Annotated in this window: 15 protein-coding genes; 5 read left to right on the top strand and 10 right to left on the bottom strand. The window is 59.5% G+C overall.

Features of this window, described 5'->3' with window-relative positions; genetic code table 11:
- Positions 1-79: 79 nt before the first annotated feature.
- The 6 genes from msrQ to AC07PQ_RS25530 form a co-directional block, all read right to left on the bottom strand.
- Positions 80-703: a protein-methionine-sulfoxide reductase heme-binding subunit MsrQ gene (msrQ, locus tag AC07PQ_RS25555; protein WP_007924609.1), complete on the bottom strand. Its 624-nt coding sequence runs from the start codon at positions 701-703 to the stop codon at positions 80-82.
- Positions 703-1,716: a protein-methionine-sulfoxide reductase catalytic subunit MsrP gene (gene msrP, locus AC07PQ_RS25550; protein WP_493186759.1), complete on the bottom strand. Its 1,014-nt coding sequence runs from the start codon at positions 1,714-1,716 to the stop codon at positions 703-705. Before msrP ends, msrQ begins: the two co-directional genes overlap by 1 nt.
- A gap of 63 nt (positions 1,717-1,779) precedes the next feature.
- Positions 1,780-2,637: a CDP-diacylglycerol--serine O-phosphatidyltransferase gene (gene pssA, locus AC07PQ_RS25545; RefSeq protein WP_007924611.1), complete on the bottom strand. Its 858-nt coding sequence runs from the start codon at positions 2,635-2,637 to the stop codon at positions 1,780-1,782.
- A 145-nt stretch (positions 2,638-2,782) separates the two neighbouring features.
- Complete coding sequence (gene ilvC, locus AC07PQ_RS25540) at positions 2,783-3,799, bottom strand: ketol-acid reductoisomerase (protein ID WP_007924618.1); 1,017 nt, start codon at positions 3,797-3,799, stop codon at positions 2,783-2,785.
- A gap of 45 nt (positions 3,800-3,844) precedes the next feature.
- Positions 3,845-4,336 (bottom strand): acetolactate synthase small subunit, encoded by a 492-nt coding sequence (gene ilvN / locus AC07PQ_RS25535; RefSeq protein ID WP_007924620.1) that lies wholly within the window; start codon positions 4,334-4,336, stop codon positions 3,845-3,847.
- A 2-nt stretch (positions 4,337-4,338) separates the two neighbouring features.
- Complete coding sequence (locus tag AC07PQ_RS25530; protein ID WP_007924621.1) at positions 4,339-6,063, bottom strand: acetolactate synthase 3 large subunit; 1,725 nt, start codon at positions 6,061-6,063, stop codon at positions 4,339-4,341.
- Positions 6,064-6,466: 403 nt separating this feature from the next.
- Here AC07PQ_RS25530 and AC07PQ_RS25525 point away from each other — a divergent pair, with 403 nt between their 5' ends.
- Complete coding sequence (locus tag AC07PQ_RS25525; protein ID WP_493186758.1) at positions 6,467-6,889, top strand: DUF4124 domain-containing protein; 423 nt, start codon at positions 6,467-6,469, stop codon at positions 6,887-6,889.
- Between the two features lie 18 nt (positions 6,890-6,907).
- Here the strand turns inward: AC07PQ_RS25525 and AC07PQ_RS25520 are convergent, their stop codons facing one another.
- The 3 genes from AC07PQ_RS25520 to mrcB are packed head-to-tail and all read right to left on the bottom strand — an operon-like array spanning position 6,908 to position 10,315.
- Positions 6,908-7,243, bottom strand: coding sequence for a YqcC family protein (locus AC07PQ_RS25520; RefSeq protein WP_007924623.1), 336 nt, complete (start codon positions 7,241-7,243; stop codon positions 6,908-6,910).
- A complete protein-coding gene (locus tag AC07PQ_RS25515) occupies positions 7,243-7,974 on the bottom strand; it encodes a tetratricopeptide repeat protein (protein WP_493186757.1) in 732 nt (243 codons plus the stop codon). Before AC07PQ_RS25515 ends, AC07PQ_RS25520 begins: the two co-directional genes overlap by 1 nt.
- Positions 7,975-7,990: 16 nt before the next feature.
- Entirely contained in the window at positions 7,991-10,315 is a 2,325-nt protein-coding gene (gene mrcB / locus AC07PQ_RS25510) for a penicillin-binding protein 1B (RefSeq protein WP_007924629.1), read from the bottom strand.
- A gap of 117 nt (positions 10,316-10,432) precedes the next feature.
- Here mrcB and AC07PQ_RS25505 point away from each other — a divergent pair, with 117 nt between their 5' ends.
- The 4 genes from AC07PQ_RS25505 to AC07PQ_RS25490 all read left to right on the top strand — a co-directional run bounded on the left by AC07PQ_RS25505 (position 10,433) and on the right by AC07PQ_RS25490 (position 13,725).
- Positions 10,433-11,989 (top strand): bifunctional aminoglycoside phosphotransferase/ATP-binding protein, encoded by a 1,557-nt coding sequence (locus AC07PQ_RS25505; protein ID WP_007924630.1) that lies wholly within the window; start codon positions 10,433-10,435, stop codon positions 11,987-11,989.
- Between the two features lie 90 nt (positions 11,990-12,079).
- On the top strand, positions 12,080-12,424 hold the full coding sequence (locus AC07PQ_RS25500) for a pentapeptide repeat-containing protein (protein WP_007924632.1): 345 nt from the start codon (positions 12,080-12,082) through the stop codon (positions 12,422-12,424).
- A 212-nt stretch (positions 12,425-12,636) separates the two neighbouring features.
- On the top strand, positions 12,637-12,909 hold the full coding sequence (locus AC07PQ_RS25495; RefSeq protein WP_007924634.1) for a TfoX/Sxy family protein: 273 nt from the start codon (positions 12,637-12,639) through the stop codon (positions 12,907-12,909).
- A 15-nt stretch (positions 12,910-12,924) separates the two neighbouring features.
- Positions 12,925-13,725 (top strand): Crp/Fnr family transcriptional regulator, encoded by an 801-nt coding sequence (locus tag AC07PQ_RS25490; RefSeq protein ID WP_493186756.1) that lies wholly within the window; start codon positions 12,925-12,927, stop codon positions 13,723-13,725.
- A gap of 226 nt (positions 13,726-13,951) precedes the next feature.
- Here the strand turns inward: AC07PQ_RS25490 and AC07PQ_RS25485 are convergent, their stop codons facing one another.
- Positions 13,952-14,815, bottom strand: a complete 864-nt coding sequence (locus AC07PQ_RS25485) for a ChaN family lipoprotein (RefSeq protein WP_007924638.1) — start codon at positions 14,813-14,815, stop codon at positions 13,952-13,954.
- Positions 14,816-14,820 lie beyond the last annotated feature (5 nt).

The following is a 14,820-nucleotide window of genomic DNA, read 5'->3' as shown; positions in this document are numbered from 1 at the left end:
TTGAATCTCAAGGAGTTTTCCGTTTCGACTGCGCCGGAAGTGGGGCGAATTATAGACTTCCAGAATCTGCCGTCAACCCCTAATTACGCTTTTGTTGCAAAAGATGGTTTTTCCCCACTAAACGCGGGATTCGCCGTGTCACCGGCGGCACCCGCAACAGTAACAACAACGCGCCAATAGAGGCGTAGATAGCCCACTCTTTAAGATCAGCCCGAACAATCCAGAGCATATGCAGTAAACCCAGCCCGAGAATGAGATACACCAACCGATGCAACTTCTTCCAACGACTGCCCAGGCGACGCTGGCTGTATCGATTGGAAGTCACCGCCAAGGCCAACAATCCGAGAAAGGCCAGGCTTCCTACAATAATGTAGGGCCGCTTACGCAACTCCACGCCCAACTGCGACCAGTCGAGCCCGAGGATAAATACAGCGTAAGCACTTAAATGCAGCACTACATAAGCAAAGCACCACAAACCAAGCTGGCGTCGTACCGCGATCCACCCCGCCCATCCCGTGAGTTTCTGCAGGGGCGTCATGCTCAGGGTGATCAGTAAAAAGATCAGGGTACCCAGACCCAATCGATCGACCAGTACCTTTCCCGGGTCGGGCCCGAGGGCGGAGGCCCAAGCCTGGTACAACCAAAGCAAAGGCCAGATAGCAGCAACGATGAAGACGCCAAGGCGCCAGAGTGGGTAGCGCATCAGTAATTCTTCCGCAGATCCAGGCCGGTATATAAAGAAGCGACTTCATCCGCGTAGCCATTGAACATCTGTGTCTCACGCACGTTGGGACTGAACAGACCGCTAGGCAATCGACGTTCGCGTGCCTGAGTCCAGCGAGGGTGATCAACCGTGGGATTCACGTTCGCGTAAAAACCGTACTCATTGGCAGCGATGCTTTGCCAGGTGGTTTTCGGCTGCTCCTCTACCAGACTGATACGCACGATGGACTTGATGCTCTTGAAGCCGTACTTCCAGGGCACTACCAAACGCAACGGTGCGCCATTCTGGTTGGGCAGCTCACGACCATACATCCCCACGGCAAGAATCGCCAAGGGGTGCATCGCCTCATCCAGGCGCAGCCCTTCTACATAAGGCCAATCGATCAGAGCAAAACCCGAACGTTGACCGGGCATGCTTTTAGGATCCTGAAGGGTTTCGAAGCGGATGAACTTGGCCTTGGAGGTTGGCTCGACCTGCTTGAGCAATTCGGAGATCGGGAAACCGATCCAGGGAATCACCATGGACCAGGCCTCGACACAACGCAGCCGATAGATCCGCTCCTCCAACTGATAAGGCTTCATGAAGTCTTCCAACGCATAACGCCCTGGCTTGCCCACCTCCCCGTCCACCACCACGCTCCAGGGCTCGGTTTTCAGCGCACCGGCATTGGCAGCCGGGTCGCCCTTGTCGGCACCGAACTCATAGAAGTTGTTGTAGTGGGTGGCATCCTTGAACGGAGTGATCGCCTCATCCTTGACGTTGACCGCCTGCCATTTGGTTTCCGGCAGCTTTTGCGCAAACCATGACGGCGCCTTTCCAGGCTCGACATCTGGATAGCGCCCAGCGTCTTCGGCACTGGCCCAACGTGGCAGCGCACTGGCAGCCAGGCCAGCAATGGCCCCACCCAACAGGCTACGGCGAGAGAAATAAAGAGATTCAGGCGTGACGTCCAACTCTTTGCAGTCAGACGACTTGGGGATTTTGATCAACATGGCAACTCCGCAGTATTGGAGGACTGATGCACCAATAGACTGCGGAGTATGGGGGAAATTACATTAAGGCAACGTTTTGCGTCGACGAAGACGCAGCAGGTATTGCACCGGACCGGACGCCGCATAAGCGAGGAAAACCAGCAGCAGAATCCGCGGCGGATCACTGAAGACCACGGCGAATACCAGAACCACGGCGAGAATCGCCACAAAAGGTACACGCCCCTTCAGGTCCAACTCCTTGAAGCTGTTGTACTTGATATTGCTGACCATCAGCATGCCGGCCGCCGCCACCATCAGCGCCACCAGGAACGACATCTTCGAACCCTGGATGCCGTAATCGCTGAACGCCCAGACAATACCGGCCACCACACCCGCCGCGGCCGGACTGGCCAGGCCGATGAAGTAACGCTTGTCGGCAGTCCCCACCTGGGTGTTGAAACGAGCCAGACGCAGAGCCGCGCCAGCTACATAGATGAAAGCGACCATCCAGCCGACCTTGCCCATGTCGCCCAGCGCCCAACCGAATGCCAACAAGGCAGGCGCAACGCCGAAGGCAACCATGTCGGACAGCGAGTCATACTCGGCGCCAAAAGCGCTCTGGGTATTGGTCATGCGGGCCACGCGCCCATCCAGACCGTCGAGCACCATGGCGACAAAAATCGCGATGGCCGCGAACGCGAAATACCTGCTCGCTCCTGCCGCGTCCCCGGCGCTCAATGCACTTTGGGCACTCATGGAGTTGATGATCGAGTAGAAACCGGCGAACAGGTTCGCGGTGGTGAAGAGATTCGGCAGCAGATAGATACCACGATGCCGGACTTTACGGCCTTCAGCGTCATGCCCTTCTTCGACATGCTCATCGATGGGTAGCAGGCTTTCGGCGTCAGAGGCCTGGTTTGGCTCTTCGGGACGTTCGCTCATGGACATTACCTTGCAACGGTGTGAAAAGTTTCGACGATACCCAGGGTCACGATTGGACCACAAAGGATCCAGCTTTATACCAGAACCTGTCTATCCAAACGAAAAAACGCGGCCTAGGCCGCGTTTTCCCTGACAAGACTCGAACTTAGTTCTTGGCTTTGTCGACGATTTTGTTGGCACCGATCCACGGCATCATCGAGCGCAGTTGCTCACCGATGATTTCGATACCGTGAGCGGCGTTGTTACGACGCTTGGCGGTCATCGATGGGTAGCCGGTAGCACCTTCGCTGATGAACATCTTGGCGTACTCGCCGTCCTGGATACGCTTCAGGGCGTTGCGCATGGCCTGACGGGATTCGGCGTTGATCACTTCAGGGCCAGTCACGTACTCGCCGTATTCGGCGTTGTTGGAGATCGAGTAGTTCATGTTGGCGATACCGCCTTCGTACATGAGGTCAACGATCAGTTTCAGTTCGTGCAAGCACTCGAAGTAAGCCATTTCCGGCGCGTAGCCAGCTTCGACCAGGGTTTCGAAACCGGCCTTGACCAGCTCGACGGTACCGCCACACAGAACAGCCTGCTCACCGAACAGGTCGGTTTCAGTCTCGTCCTTGAAGGTGGTTTCGATGATACCGGTACGGCCGCCGCCCACGCCTGCCGCGTAGGACAGAGCAACGTTCTTGGCGTTGCCGGAAGCGTCCTGGTAGATAGCGATCAGGTCAGGGATACCGCCGCCCTTGACGAACTCGGAACGTACGGTGTGGCCCGGGGCCTTCGGCGCGATCATGATCACGTCGAGGTCGGCGCGCGGAACGACCTGGTTGTAGTGGATCGCGAAGCCGTGGGAAAAGGCCAGGGTGGCACCCTTCTTGATGTTCGGCTCGATTTCGTTCTTGTACAGCTGGGACTGGAATTCGTCCGGGGTCAGGATCATGACCAGGTCGGCGCCGGCAACGGCCGCGGCAACGTCGGTCACTTTCAGGCCATGGGCTTCAGCCTTGGCAACGGTGGACGAGCCTTTACGCAGGCCAACGGTGACATCAACGCCGGAGTCTTTCAGGTTGCACGCTTGAGCGTGGCCTTGGGAGCCGTAACCGATGATGGCAACTTTCTTGCCCTGGATGATCGAGAGGTCGCAGTCTTTATCGTAGAAAACTTTCATGAATTTCCCCTATATCAGGCCGTTCAGGCCGTTCGCTAATTTGAGTTAGATGCTGAGTACTTTATCGCCACGGGCAATGCCGGTGACGCCACTGCGTACGGTTTCCAGAATCGAGGCGGTGCCGATCGACTGGATGAAACTGTCGAGCTTGTCGCTGGTACCGGTCAATTGAACGGTATACACGCTGGCACTGACATCGACGATCTGCCCACGGTAAATATCGGTGGTGCGCTTGACCTCGGCGCGCTGGGCGCCGGTGGCTTTGACCTTGACCAGCATCAGCTCGCGTTCGATGTGAGCGCTTTCCGACAGGTCGACCAGCTTGACCACTTCAACCAGCTTGTTCAGGTTCTTGGTGATCTGCTCGATGATTTCATCGTGCCCCACGGTGGTCAGCGTCAGACGCGACAGGGTCGGGTCTTCGGTCGGCGCCACGGTCAGGCTTTCGATGTTGTAGTTACGCTGCGAAAACAGGCCAACCACACGAGACAAGGCGCCCGGTTCGTTTTCCAGAAGCAAGGAGATAATGTGCCGCATGATTAAGTACGCTCCGTCTTGCTCAGCCACATATCGCGCATGGAGCCGTCTTTGATCTGCATCGGGTAGACGTGCTCGCTGGTATCGACCTGGATGTCGAGGAACACCAGGCGATCTTTCATGGCGAACGCTTCTTCCATCTTCGGCTTCAGATCCTTCAGGTCCGTGACGCGAATGCCCACGTGCCCATAGGCCTCGGCCAGCTTGACGAAATCAGGCAGCGATTCCATGTAGGAATGCGAGTGACGGCTACCGTAGTTCATGTCCTGCCACTGCCGCACCATACCCAGCGCACCGTTGTTCAGGTTGATGATCTTGACCGGCAGGTCGTACTGCAGGCAGGTCGACAGCTCCTGAATGTTCATCTGGATACTGCCCTCGCCCGTTACACAGGCAACGTCAGCATCAGGGAAACTCAGCTTGACGCCCATGGCCGCAGGGAAACCGAAGCCCATCGTGCCCAGGCCACCGGAGTTGATCCAGCGATTGGGTTTGTTGAACCGGTAGTACTGCGCCGCGAACATCTGGTGCTGACCCACGTCGGAGGTCACATAGGCATCGCCCTTGGTCACTTCGCAGAGGGTCTCGATCACGGTCTGCGGCTTGATGATGCTGCCGTCGCCCTTGTCGTAAGGGAACAGGCCGCGATCACCGCGCCACTCCTCGATCTGCTTCCACCAGCTGGCGACTGTGTCCTTGTTCGGGGTTTCGCCGATTTCCTTGAGGGCCGCGACCATTTCGGTCAGGACGCTCTCTACCGGACCCACGATCGGCACGTCTGCCTTGATGGTCTTGGAGATGGACGCCGGGTCGATGTCGACATGGATGATCTTGGCGTTCGGGCAGAATTTCGCCGGACCGTTGATGACACGGTCGTCGAAACGCGCGCCGACTGCCAGGATCACATCGGCATGGTGCATGGTCAGGTTGGCGGTGTAGCTGCCGTGCATGCCGAGCATGCCGACGAACTGACGATCGGTGCCAGGATAGGCACCCAAGCCCATCAGGGTATTGGTGACCGGCAGGTTGAGCATTTGTGCCAGTTCGGTCAGCGGCGCGGAGCCGCCACCGAGGATCACGCCGCCGCCGGCGTACAGCACAGGACGCTTGGCCGCCAGGAGCATTTCTGCCGCCTTGCGGATTTGCCCGGAGTGGCCACGAACAGCCGGGCTATAGGAGCGCAGCTTCGCTTTTTTAGGGAAAACGTATTCGAACTTTTCAGCCGGATTGGTCATGTCCTTAGGGACATCGACCACGACTGGACCCGGACGACCGGATTGCGCCAGGTAGAACGCCTTCTTCATGACTTCCGGGATTTCCGAAGCGTGCTTGATCATGAAGCTGTGCTTCACGATCGGCCGGGAGATACCGATCATGTCGGTTTCCTGGAACGCGTCGGTACCGACCATGGTGCTAGGCACCTGACCGGAAATGATCACCATTGGAATGGAGTCCATATAGGCAGTGGCGATACCGGTGATGGCATTGGTCGCGCCAGGGCCGGAAGTCACCAGTACCACGCCGGCCTTGCCGGTGGCACGGGCGTAGCCGTCAGCCATATGGGTAGCCGCTTGCTCGTGACGAACCAGGATGTGGGTCACTTCCGGCTCTTTGAACAGGGCATCGTAAACATGAAGGAGAGCACCACCCGGGTACCCATAGATATATTTGACGCCTTCGTCACGCAAAAAGCGGACGAGCATCTCACCGCCAGATAAAAGCTCCACGTTGTTCACCTCTAAAACGCCAGAATACCGCCCTCTTGAAAGGGGACGGGTCTTAATAGGTTTACTTCTCAGCAGAGCATGAGCGACGGTGGTCGCCGACTACGTCAGCACTGACTGAGCAAGTATTGGGAGTGCCCCAAGTGTTGCGGGGTTTTCCCACCCAGCGCGAGGTAACGCGTTGCGGGTGTAGCAGGTCGGCGCGGATGTGCGCCTCATGTTCTGCCGAGTGGGTCTGCTTCTGGCAGTCCCTCTACAGCGGACTTTGGATTCTTCTGTTTCGCCCTCTGCAAGTCAAGACGTCAATGTGCTTTATTCGAACTAAGCGCATGAGAACGCAAGAAAAAACCTGTAAACCGCGAGTGTCTGCGCTTCAATTGCGCAATCCTGGATAAGGAATTCAAAAATGCGAACCTTCGCCATGACCGCTGGCCTGCTGCTCGCCATGAGCCTCCCGTGCCAGGCCGGCCAGATTTACAAATGGGTCGACGCCCAGGGAGTCACCCATTTCGACGCCCAGCCACCCCAAGGCGTGGGCAGCACTGCCATCACCCTGCCAAAAGCGCCGAAAGGTGCAAGCAGTACTCCGCCGCCCGACAAGCCAGGCCCTCAGCAACAAGTCATGGACAATCAGGTCAAGCAGCAGCTCGCCAGGCAGGAAGCCGAACGCAGGCGTTTTTGCACACAGGCACGGGCCAGTCTGACGCAGTTGCAGAACAACCCGCGCCTGAGCGAGAGCACAGAGGGGGGAATGCGCCGCCTGACCGAGGAACAACGGCAGCAGCGCATTGCGGAAACACAGAAGGCGATAGACAACCACTGCCGCTAGGCAGTGGTTGCAGAAGGTTTAGCGGGCGCCGCCGATCAGTTGGTCAAACTCCTTGAGCAGGCTCTGCAACTGAAGGTCCCGGCCCTGCATCGAGCGACCGGCGAATACCACTTCGGCCATTTCCTGGATACCCGAGGCGTTGGGCAAAGGCAGATCCTGCTCAAGAATCGCCTTCATCCGCGGCAGGAAGATCCACTGCAGCCACTGCTCGAACTCCAGCGTATCCACGGCAAACGGCTCAACACTGGCCAGCGCTTCGGCACTCGGCGGAGTGTCATCCCACAACCCCTGTAACCGCATCTCACGCTCGATCAACAGCAACTGATCGGCAATCTTTGGAAAACGTGCATCCATCAGAGCGACACCTTGGCTTTTTGCCGGGCCTGAGCGGCACCGGCGGCATCGCCCTGTTTCTCGCGTGCCTGGGCAATCAATGCCCACAGGCTGGCCTGCAGATCCGGACGACCGTTGGCGAAGCTCAGGCCGCGACGGGCAAACTGCTCTGCCTGCGGGGCATCGCCCTGGGCCATGCGTACCTGGGCCAGGCGATACAGCACTTGCGGCTCACGCGGCGCGACACGCTGGGCGCGCTCAAGACTGGAGGAAGCACCGTTCAGATCGCCACTCGCCTGTTGCTGCTGAGCGGTGGTCAACAGGGCCAGCACCGGACCGTCCAGCTGCTCATCGGCGGACAGCCCGCCGGAGCTGGCCGAAGGCACTCCGCTCGGCGTCGGCGGCAGGCTGTAGCTGCCCTGATTGATCGGCGCGGACTGGATCGGCGCGGTATTGATAGGACCTGGGGTGATCGGGCCCGGGGTGATCGGTGCGCTGCTGATCGGCGCGGCAGTGGCCGCAGCCCCGCCCGGCACCATCACCACCACGCCCGAGTCCTGGGGAATACTTTGAGCCTGAGCTTGCGCAGGACGCTTGATGGTCGTCTGACGGAAGCCGCCATTGGCCGAAATGCGTTCGCTGTTGGACACCGCGGTACCGGAGTCCACCACCGGAATCGAGCCACGCTGCACGCTGGCACAACCATTGAGCAAAGCCAGAGCTGTAATAGCTGGAATCCACCACTTGTTCACGTCAAACCCTCTTCGCTTAATTCATCCAGCCCTTGACCCAATCCATCACCGACTCGCCGGACGCCGGGCTTTCGCCACCGCATGCCGGACCGGGAGGAGGTTCGCTGCCGCGAATATACGGCATCTGTACCGCGCCCGGACAGTTGGCATCCGAGCCCTGCCCGGTCCGTGAGTCGACCCAGGCCTGCACCACGTTATCCGGTTGTGGCATATCCAACGGCAACGGGTCGGCCTTGCGCATGAAGCTGGTCCAGACCTGCAGCGCACCGGTGGCGCCGGTGAACGGTGTCTTGCCGTTGTCATCACGCCCCAGCCAGACCACGGCCAGCAGATCCTGGCTGAAACCGGCGAACCAGCTGTCGCGGGAATCGTTACTGGTACCGGTCTTGCCCGCCAGCGCCAGGGAGCGCGGCAGCACGTTGTAGACCGAACTGCCGGTACCTTCGCGCATGACACGCTGCATCGCGCTCTGGATCAGGTAGATCGAACCTGGATCGAAACGTTGCTGGATCTGGAACGGATAACGCTTCAGCGGTTCGCCCTCAGCGGTCAGCACGCTACGGATCCCGCGCATCGGGGTATTGAAACCGCCGTTGGCCAGGGTCTGATACATGGTGGCGACTTCCATCGGGCTCAAGCCCCCCGCCCCCAACAGCATCGAAGGGAACGCCGGGAATTCGCGGGTGACACCAAGGCGCCCCAGGGTTTTCAGCACGTTCGGCACACCGACTTCCAGGCCCAGGCGCGCGGTCGACAGGTTATAGGAATGCGCCAGCCCCTGATAAAGGAAGACCGTGCCGTGGGAACGACGGTCGTAGTTCTGGGGCTTCCACACCTGTCCGTCGCCCCCCTTCACCGAGAACGCCTCGTCGGAGAGCCAACTGGTCAGTGTGTATTGGCTGGGTTTCTCCAGCGCCGTCAGGTAAACCGCGGGCTTGATCAGGGAGCCGATCGGCCGCACCGCATCCAGCGCCCGGTTGAAACCGGCAAAACCGGCCTGACGGCTGCCGATCATGGCCTGGACTTCGCCGGTTTCCGGGTTGGTCACCACCATTGCCGCTTCAACTTCATCCGATCCCTTGCGCCCGGCCAGGCGCTTGAAGGTATCCCCGACCGAAGCCTCGGCCTTCATCTGCAGAATCGGGTCGAAGCTGGTGAAGATCCGCAGGCCTTCCTCGGTCAAGTCTTCGTCGCGGTAATCCTCACGCAGCTGACGCTTCACCAGGTCCAGGAAGCCCGGGAACGAGCTGTCCGCCAGACTGCCGCGCTTGGTCACGCCCAAGGGCATTTTCTTCGCCGCTTCGACCTGCTCCGGCGTCGCCACACCCTGCTGCGCCAGTAGATCGAGCACCAGGTTACGCCGCTCCAGCGCACGCTCCGGATAACGACGCGGGTTGTAATAGGACGGCCCCTTGACCATCCCCACCAGCAAGGCGATCTGATGCAACTTGAGTTCGGCCAGCGGCTGGCTGAAGAAGAACTGGCTGGCCAGGCCGAAACCGTGCACGGCACGCTGTCCATCCTGGCCGACGAAGACCTCGTTGAGGTACGCCTCGAGGATCTCGCGCTTGTCGTAATGCAGCTCAAGCAGCAGGGCCATCATCGCTTCGGTGAGCTTGCGGCTCAGGCTGCGTTCGTTGGTCAGGTAGAAGTTCTTGACCAACTGCTGGGTCAGGGTACTGCCGCCCTGGCGCATGGCGCCGGACGAGGTATTGACCCACACCGCCCGGGCGATCGACTTGGGCGACACGCCAAAGTGGCTGTAGAAATCCCGGTCCTCGACCGCCACCAGGGTTTCCAGCAGATAAGGAGGCACCTGATCGATCTTGATCAGGATCCGGTCTTCGAGATTCTTCGGATACAGGCCGCCGATCAGCAGCGGCTCCAGGCGTACCACGGCCAGTTTCGAGCCTTTGCTACCTGACAGCTCGGCCACGTAGTCACCGGAAAAACGCACCCGCACCGGTTGCGCCTGTTCCATGCCTTCATAGAACTGGAAACCGCGGGTATTGAGTTCAACGGTGTTACCACTGACCGACGCAGCACCAGGGCCATTGACCACGCTTTCGCGGCGATAGCCGAGTGCGTCGAGTTCGGTGAGGAAATCGTCCTTGCTGAGCTTTTGTCCGACGAACAGCTCCAGCGGGCGCGCATAGACCTTGGCCGGAATGGTCCAGCGCTTGCCGGAGAATTTCTCCTGGACCACGGCATCGAGATAAACCGCAAAGCCGGCGAGCACCACCAGAGCGACCAGACCGAGCTTCAAGGCCCAGCCCAGCCAGGGGCGCGGGCCACTAGACGGACGTTTTTTAGCGGAACGGGGGGATCGAGTACGAGTCATGGCGGCGGATTATACGCACTTTATTCATCGTCAACAGGAGCGGCCCGAGGTTTGCGTTAGCCCTGTCAGCGGCCATAATGACGCCCTTGTATTTTCCCCGACTCTGAAGGATCGCCTGTGAGCCAATCCCTGATCGCCGCCCTGCAAAACCCGGCCCTCTACCCGCATTCCGTAGACGGATTCCAGGTCATCGAGACCCATATCTCCTGGGTCCTGCTCACCGGTCCCTATGCCTATAAGCTGAAAAAGCCGGTCAACTTCGGCTTTCTCGATTTCACCGGCCTTGAAGCGCGCGGGCACTTCTGCGGCGAAGAGCTGCGTCTGAACCAGCGCCTGACCGATGATTTGTATCTGGAAGTGTTGCCGATCACCGGCAGTGCCGAAGCGCCGCAGATCGCAGGGGACGGCCCGGTTATCGAATACGCCCTGAAAATGCGCCAGTTCCCGCAAAGCCAACTGCTCAGCACGCTGCAAGCCAATGGCGAACTGACCACCGCGCACATCGACGAAATGGCCCGGCAGATTGCCAGGTTCCACCTCGAAGCCCCGCGGGTCCCGGCAGCCCACGAAGCCGGCACCCCGGAAAGCGTCATGGAGCCGGTGCGTCAGAACTTCGAGCAGATCCGCCCATTCCTCAGCGACAAGGCCGACCTGCAACAGCTCGAAGCCCTGCAAGCCTGGGCCGAAAGCAGCTTCGAACGACTCAAGCCACTCCTCGCCAAGCGCAAGGCCGAAGGCTTCATCCGTGAATGCCACGGCGACATCCACCTGGGTAACGCAACGCTTATCGATGGCAAGGTGGTGATCTTCGATTGCATCGAGTTCAACGAGCCGTTCCGCTTCACTGACGTCTATGCCGACACCGGTTTCCTCGCCATGGACCTGGAGGACCGCGGCCTGAAATGCCTGGCACGCCGTTTCATCAGCCAGTACCTGGAACAGACCGGTGACTATCAGGGCCTGGAGCTGTTGAATTTCTACAAAGCCTATCGCGCCCTGGTACGAGCCAAGGTCGCCCTGTTCAGCATGCCGGCCGACGCCAGTCCGATGCAGCGCGCCACGGCCCTGCGCCAGTACCGCAACTACGCCAACCTGGCAGAAAGCTACAGCACCATTCCATCGCGCTTCCTGGCGATCACTTCTGGCGTTTCCGCCGTTGGCAAAAGCCATGTGGCCATGCGTCTGGTGGAAGCCCTGGGCGCCGTTCGCCTGCGTTCCGATGTCGAGCGCAAACGCCTGTTTGGCGAGCAGCAGGTACAGAACGATCCGAATGCCGGCATTTATAATGCCCAAGCCAATACCGCGACCTATGACCGCCTGCATGAACTTGCCGGTATCGTCCTGCGCGCCGGTTTCCCGGTGGTCATCGACGCCACCTACCTCAAGCGCGACCAGCGTGATGCCGCGGCCAAGGTTGCCGAAGCGACCGGCACGCCTTGCCTGATCATCGACTGCAATGCCCCGCAGGCCGTCATTGCCAGCTGGCTGGCACAACGCCAGGTCGATCGCAACGACCCCTCGGACGCGACCCTGGCCGTGATCGAACAGCAGCAAGCCAATCGCGAAGCCCTGAGCGCCGAGGAAGTGCTGCGCAGCAAGCGCGTCGAGACCAATGAAAGCGGGAGCCTCGACGCCCTGGTCGCGAACATTCGCCAGCGTCTCCCAGGCTTGTAATCAACTATTTCAGCCGTGAAATCGCAAAGGCTTCACGGCTGAAAAATAGTGGCACTATACTGGCGTCATAATTCCAGCAGGTGACGCCCCATGAGTCAGCCCAAACTTCTCGATACTCCCCTTTACGCTTTGCTGCACAAAGACGACATCGACGGCTTTAACCGGGAACGCCCGAAAGACCAGACTGTCGACATGCGCGGCGGCGATTTTCGTGGGCTCGACCTGCGTGAACTGAATGCCGACGGCATCGACTTCACCGACGCCTACTTCCGTTCTGCCGACCTGCGCGGCCTCGACCTGCGTAATTCCTCCATGGAAGGCGCCAGCCTGGCCCATGCGCAAATCTCCGGCGCCTACTTTCCGCCCGAACTGACTGCCGATGAAATCCTGATGTCCGTCAATTTCGGCACTCGCCTGCGCTACCGCACCAAGTAATCGCCCCTTTTTGCTCCGAGGTCCGGCGCTCTCTGCCTTACGCTGGACTTGGTCTTCTCCCGCCCCCTCTTCCCTCTGTTTCTGGCGTACTTTCCTCTGTCGCCTTAGAAGCTTTTGCGCCAAAACCGACCAAAGAACAGCGCTTTTCCTACTGAGCGCTACACTCCTTTGAGACTTGCCCACGCACCATTCGGCCGTCGCAAGGAGGCTTGATGAATGATGAATTGCAACACCTGAAAAACCTTGGCAAGACGTCGGCACAATGGCTGCATGCGGTGGGCATCCATAGCGCTTCGGACTTGCGCCGCCTGGGGGCGGTGGATGCCTATCGGGCCGTGCGGACCCGAGGGTTTCGAGCCTCGAAGGTGCTGTTGTACGCCATTGAAGGCGCACTGATGGATGTGCACTGGAATGACATTCCGGCAGAACGCAAGGAAGCACTCAACAAACAGCTGGATGCCATTTCTTCACGCCAAAAGAACTGACCTGGCAGGCTTTTTATGTATTTACTGGGGGAACAACCGGCTTACGCCGATGCCTTGATCAATCAGTTGCAGAGCATCCCGCCGCGCCTGCTGGAAGGCCTGCTGCCGTCCGGCGATGTGTTGGAAGTGGCCCCTTCCAAAGACCTCTCCAGCAGCCTTGCCGACAGCCAGTTGTTCCTGCTCGGAAGCGGCCAGGTACAAGCCAGCGTCGATGAGCGCCCACTGTTTTATCTGCATGAAGGCGATCTGCTCGGACTGCGCCGAGGAGCTGAGTTGCCTCACTGGCAACTCAGCAGCGAGCAGCCGTTGAGCCTGATCCCCTATCAGCGTTCCGCGGTGTTCCAGCATCTGTATGCCGACGAACAGCGGGCCGAACTGTTTCTACAGTACCTGATCGGACAAACCGCCCTGCTCTCCGATGCCGTTGCCCGCCTCAAGCAGCCCGAGTTGCGCAACAGCAACGGCTTTCAACGCGTGGCCAAGGACGAAGTGCTGATTCGCCAGGGCGATGACGCCGATCATGTGTTCGTCATCATCGAAGGGCACGCCGAAGCCTTTGTCGACGGGCACAAGGTCGGGGATGTGCCCAAGGACGAGATCTTTGGTGCGATGGCCATTTTTACCGGGGAGAAACGCAACGCCAGCGTGATTGCCAGCGAGCCATCCACCCTGATGCTGATCCCCAAGAGCCAGTTTCTCAGCCTGACCCAGAGCAATCCACGTATCGCCCATAGCCTGATCGAAAGCATGGCACGGCGAATCGACCTGTTGAACAAGGAAGTCAGCCGCCTGCACAGCCTGAGCGCTAACCTTTGAAGCCCCGTTTTACAAGCAATCCAAACGAGCGTTTGGCGGAATTCACAGAAACAGGAAAAACTTTGTTGACTTGGAAATGAGAATCGTTATGATTATCACAGCTGATCGCGAGATCAGTCGATAACCTGGAAGACCAGTGGTTCGGACTCTCAGATTATCTCCTCATCAGGCTAATCACGGTTATTTGACCCGGCTCTTGCCGGGTCTTTTTTTGCCTGAAAAAAGCCTACTGGCGCATCTGGGCGCAGTAGTCCTTCTCCGGCAACCGCGCGCTGTACCACACGTAATCCGCGCTTTGCGGCGATACGTGCATGCCCTTCTGCGCCAGCATCAGTACCACGGTGCCGTTCGATGCGTCGAGGTCCCGCAGGTGAACCGGCACCCCGACATCCCTGCGTGCATGAAAGGCCCCGGCAAACAGCAGCGCCGGCGTCGGTGCCGCCAGCAAGCGCTCGGCCATGCGTCGGTCGCGCTGCTGCTGAACCGCCAGCATCGCTGGCATCTGGCTTTCGGGCAGCAGGCCACAATGGGAGTCACGAACTTGCTGCAGCAACTCATTGCGCACCAAGGCGGCATTCGAGTGCTCGCCACTCAAGGCTGGTGCCTGGCGATAGATGTCGCGAACTTCGGAGCTATCCAGATTGGCCGCCAGCAACGGATAAGGCTGGAGCAACGCATAGCGCACGACAGGTCCGTACAGCGCCCAGTCCCACCCCGGCGACCAGGCCAATGCGCCTGGCAGATCATCGGACAAGCCCTGCGCCGCCTTGTGCTGGCGGAGCGAGTCGACCCGCGGCTGCTGGTCCGGCATGAGCATCTCCAACAGCAGGCTGCCTTGCCTACGCTGGGTCGCCATCGCCTGCAACAACCACAGCTGCAAGGCGTGATGCTCGGGGTGGTCATGCTGCTCGCCGACAATCACCCGCGGCGCCCGGGCCAGACGAATGACCAGTTCCTCTGGAGTCAGGAGCTTTCCACTGCGCAGGTCCTGAATCGCCCCGCGTTCAGCCTGGACCGGAAGTTCAGGCATGACCGGCACGCCCTCGCAGGCGCCCAGCAGCAACACACTCAGGATCAATAACACACGCATGTGGC

Source organism: Pseudomonas sp. GW821-FHT09E12, assembly GCF_059416085.1.
Note: the sequence above shows the minus strand (reverse complement) of the source record. Positions and strands in the feature narration are given on the sequence as shown.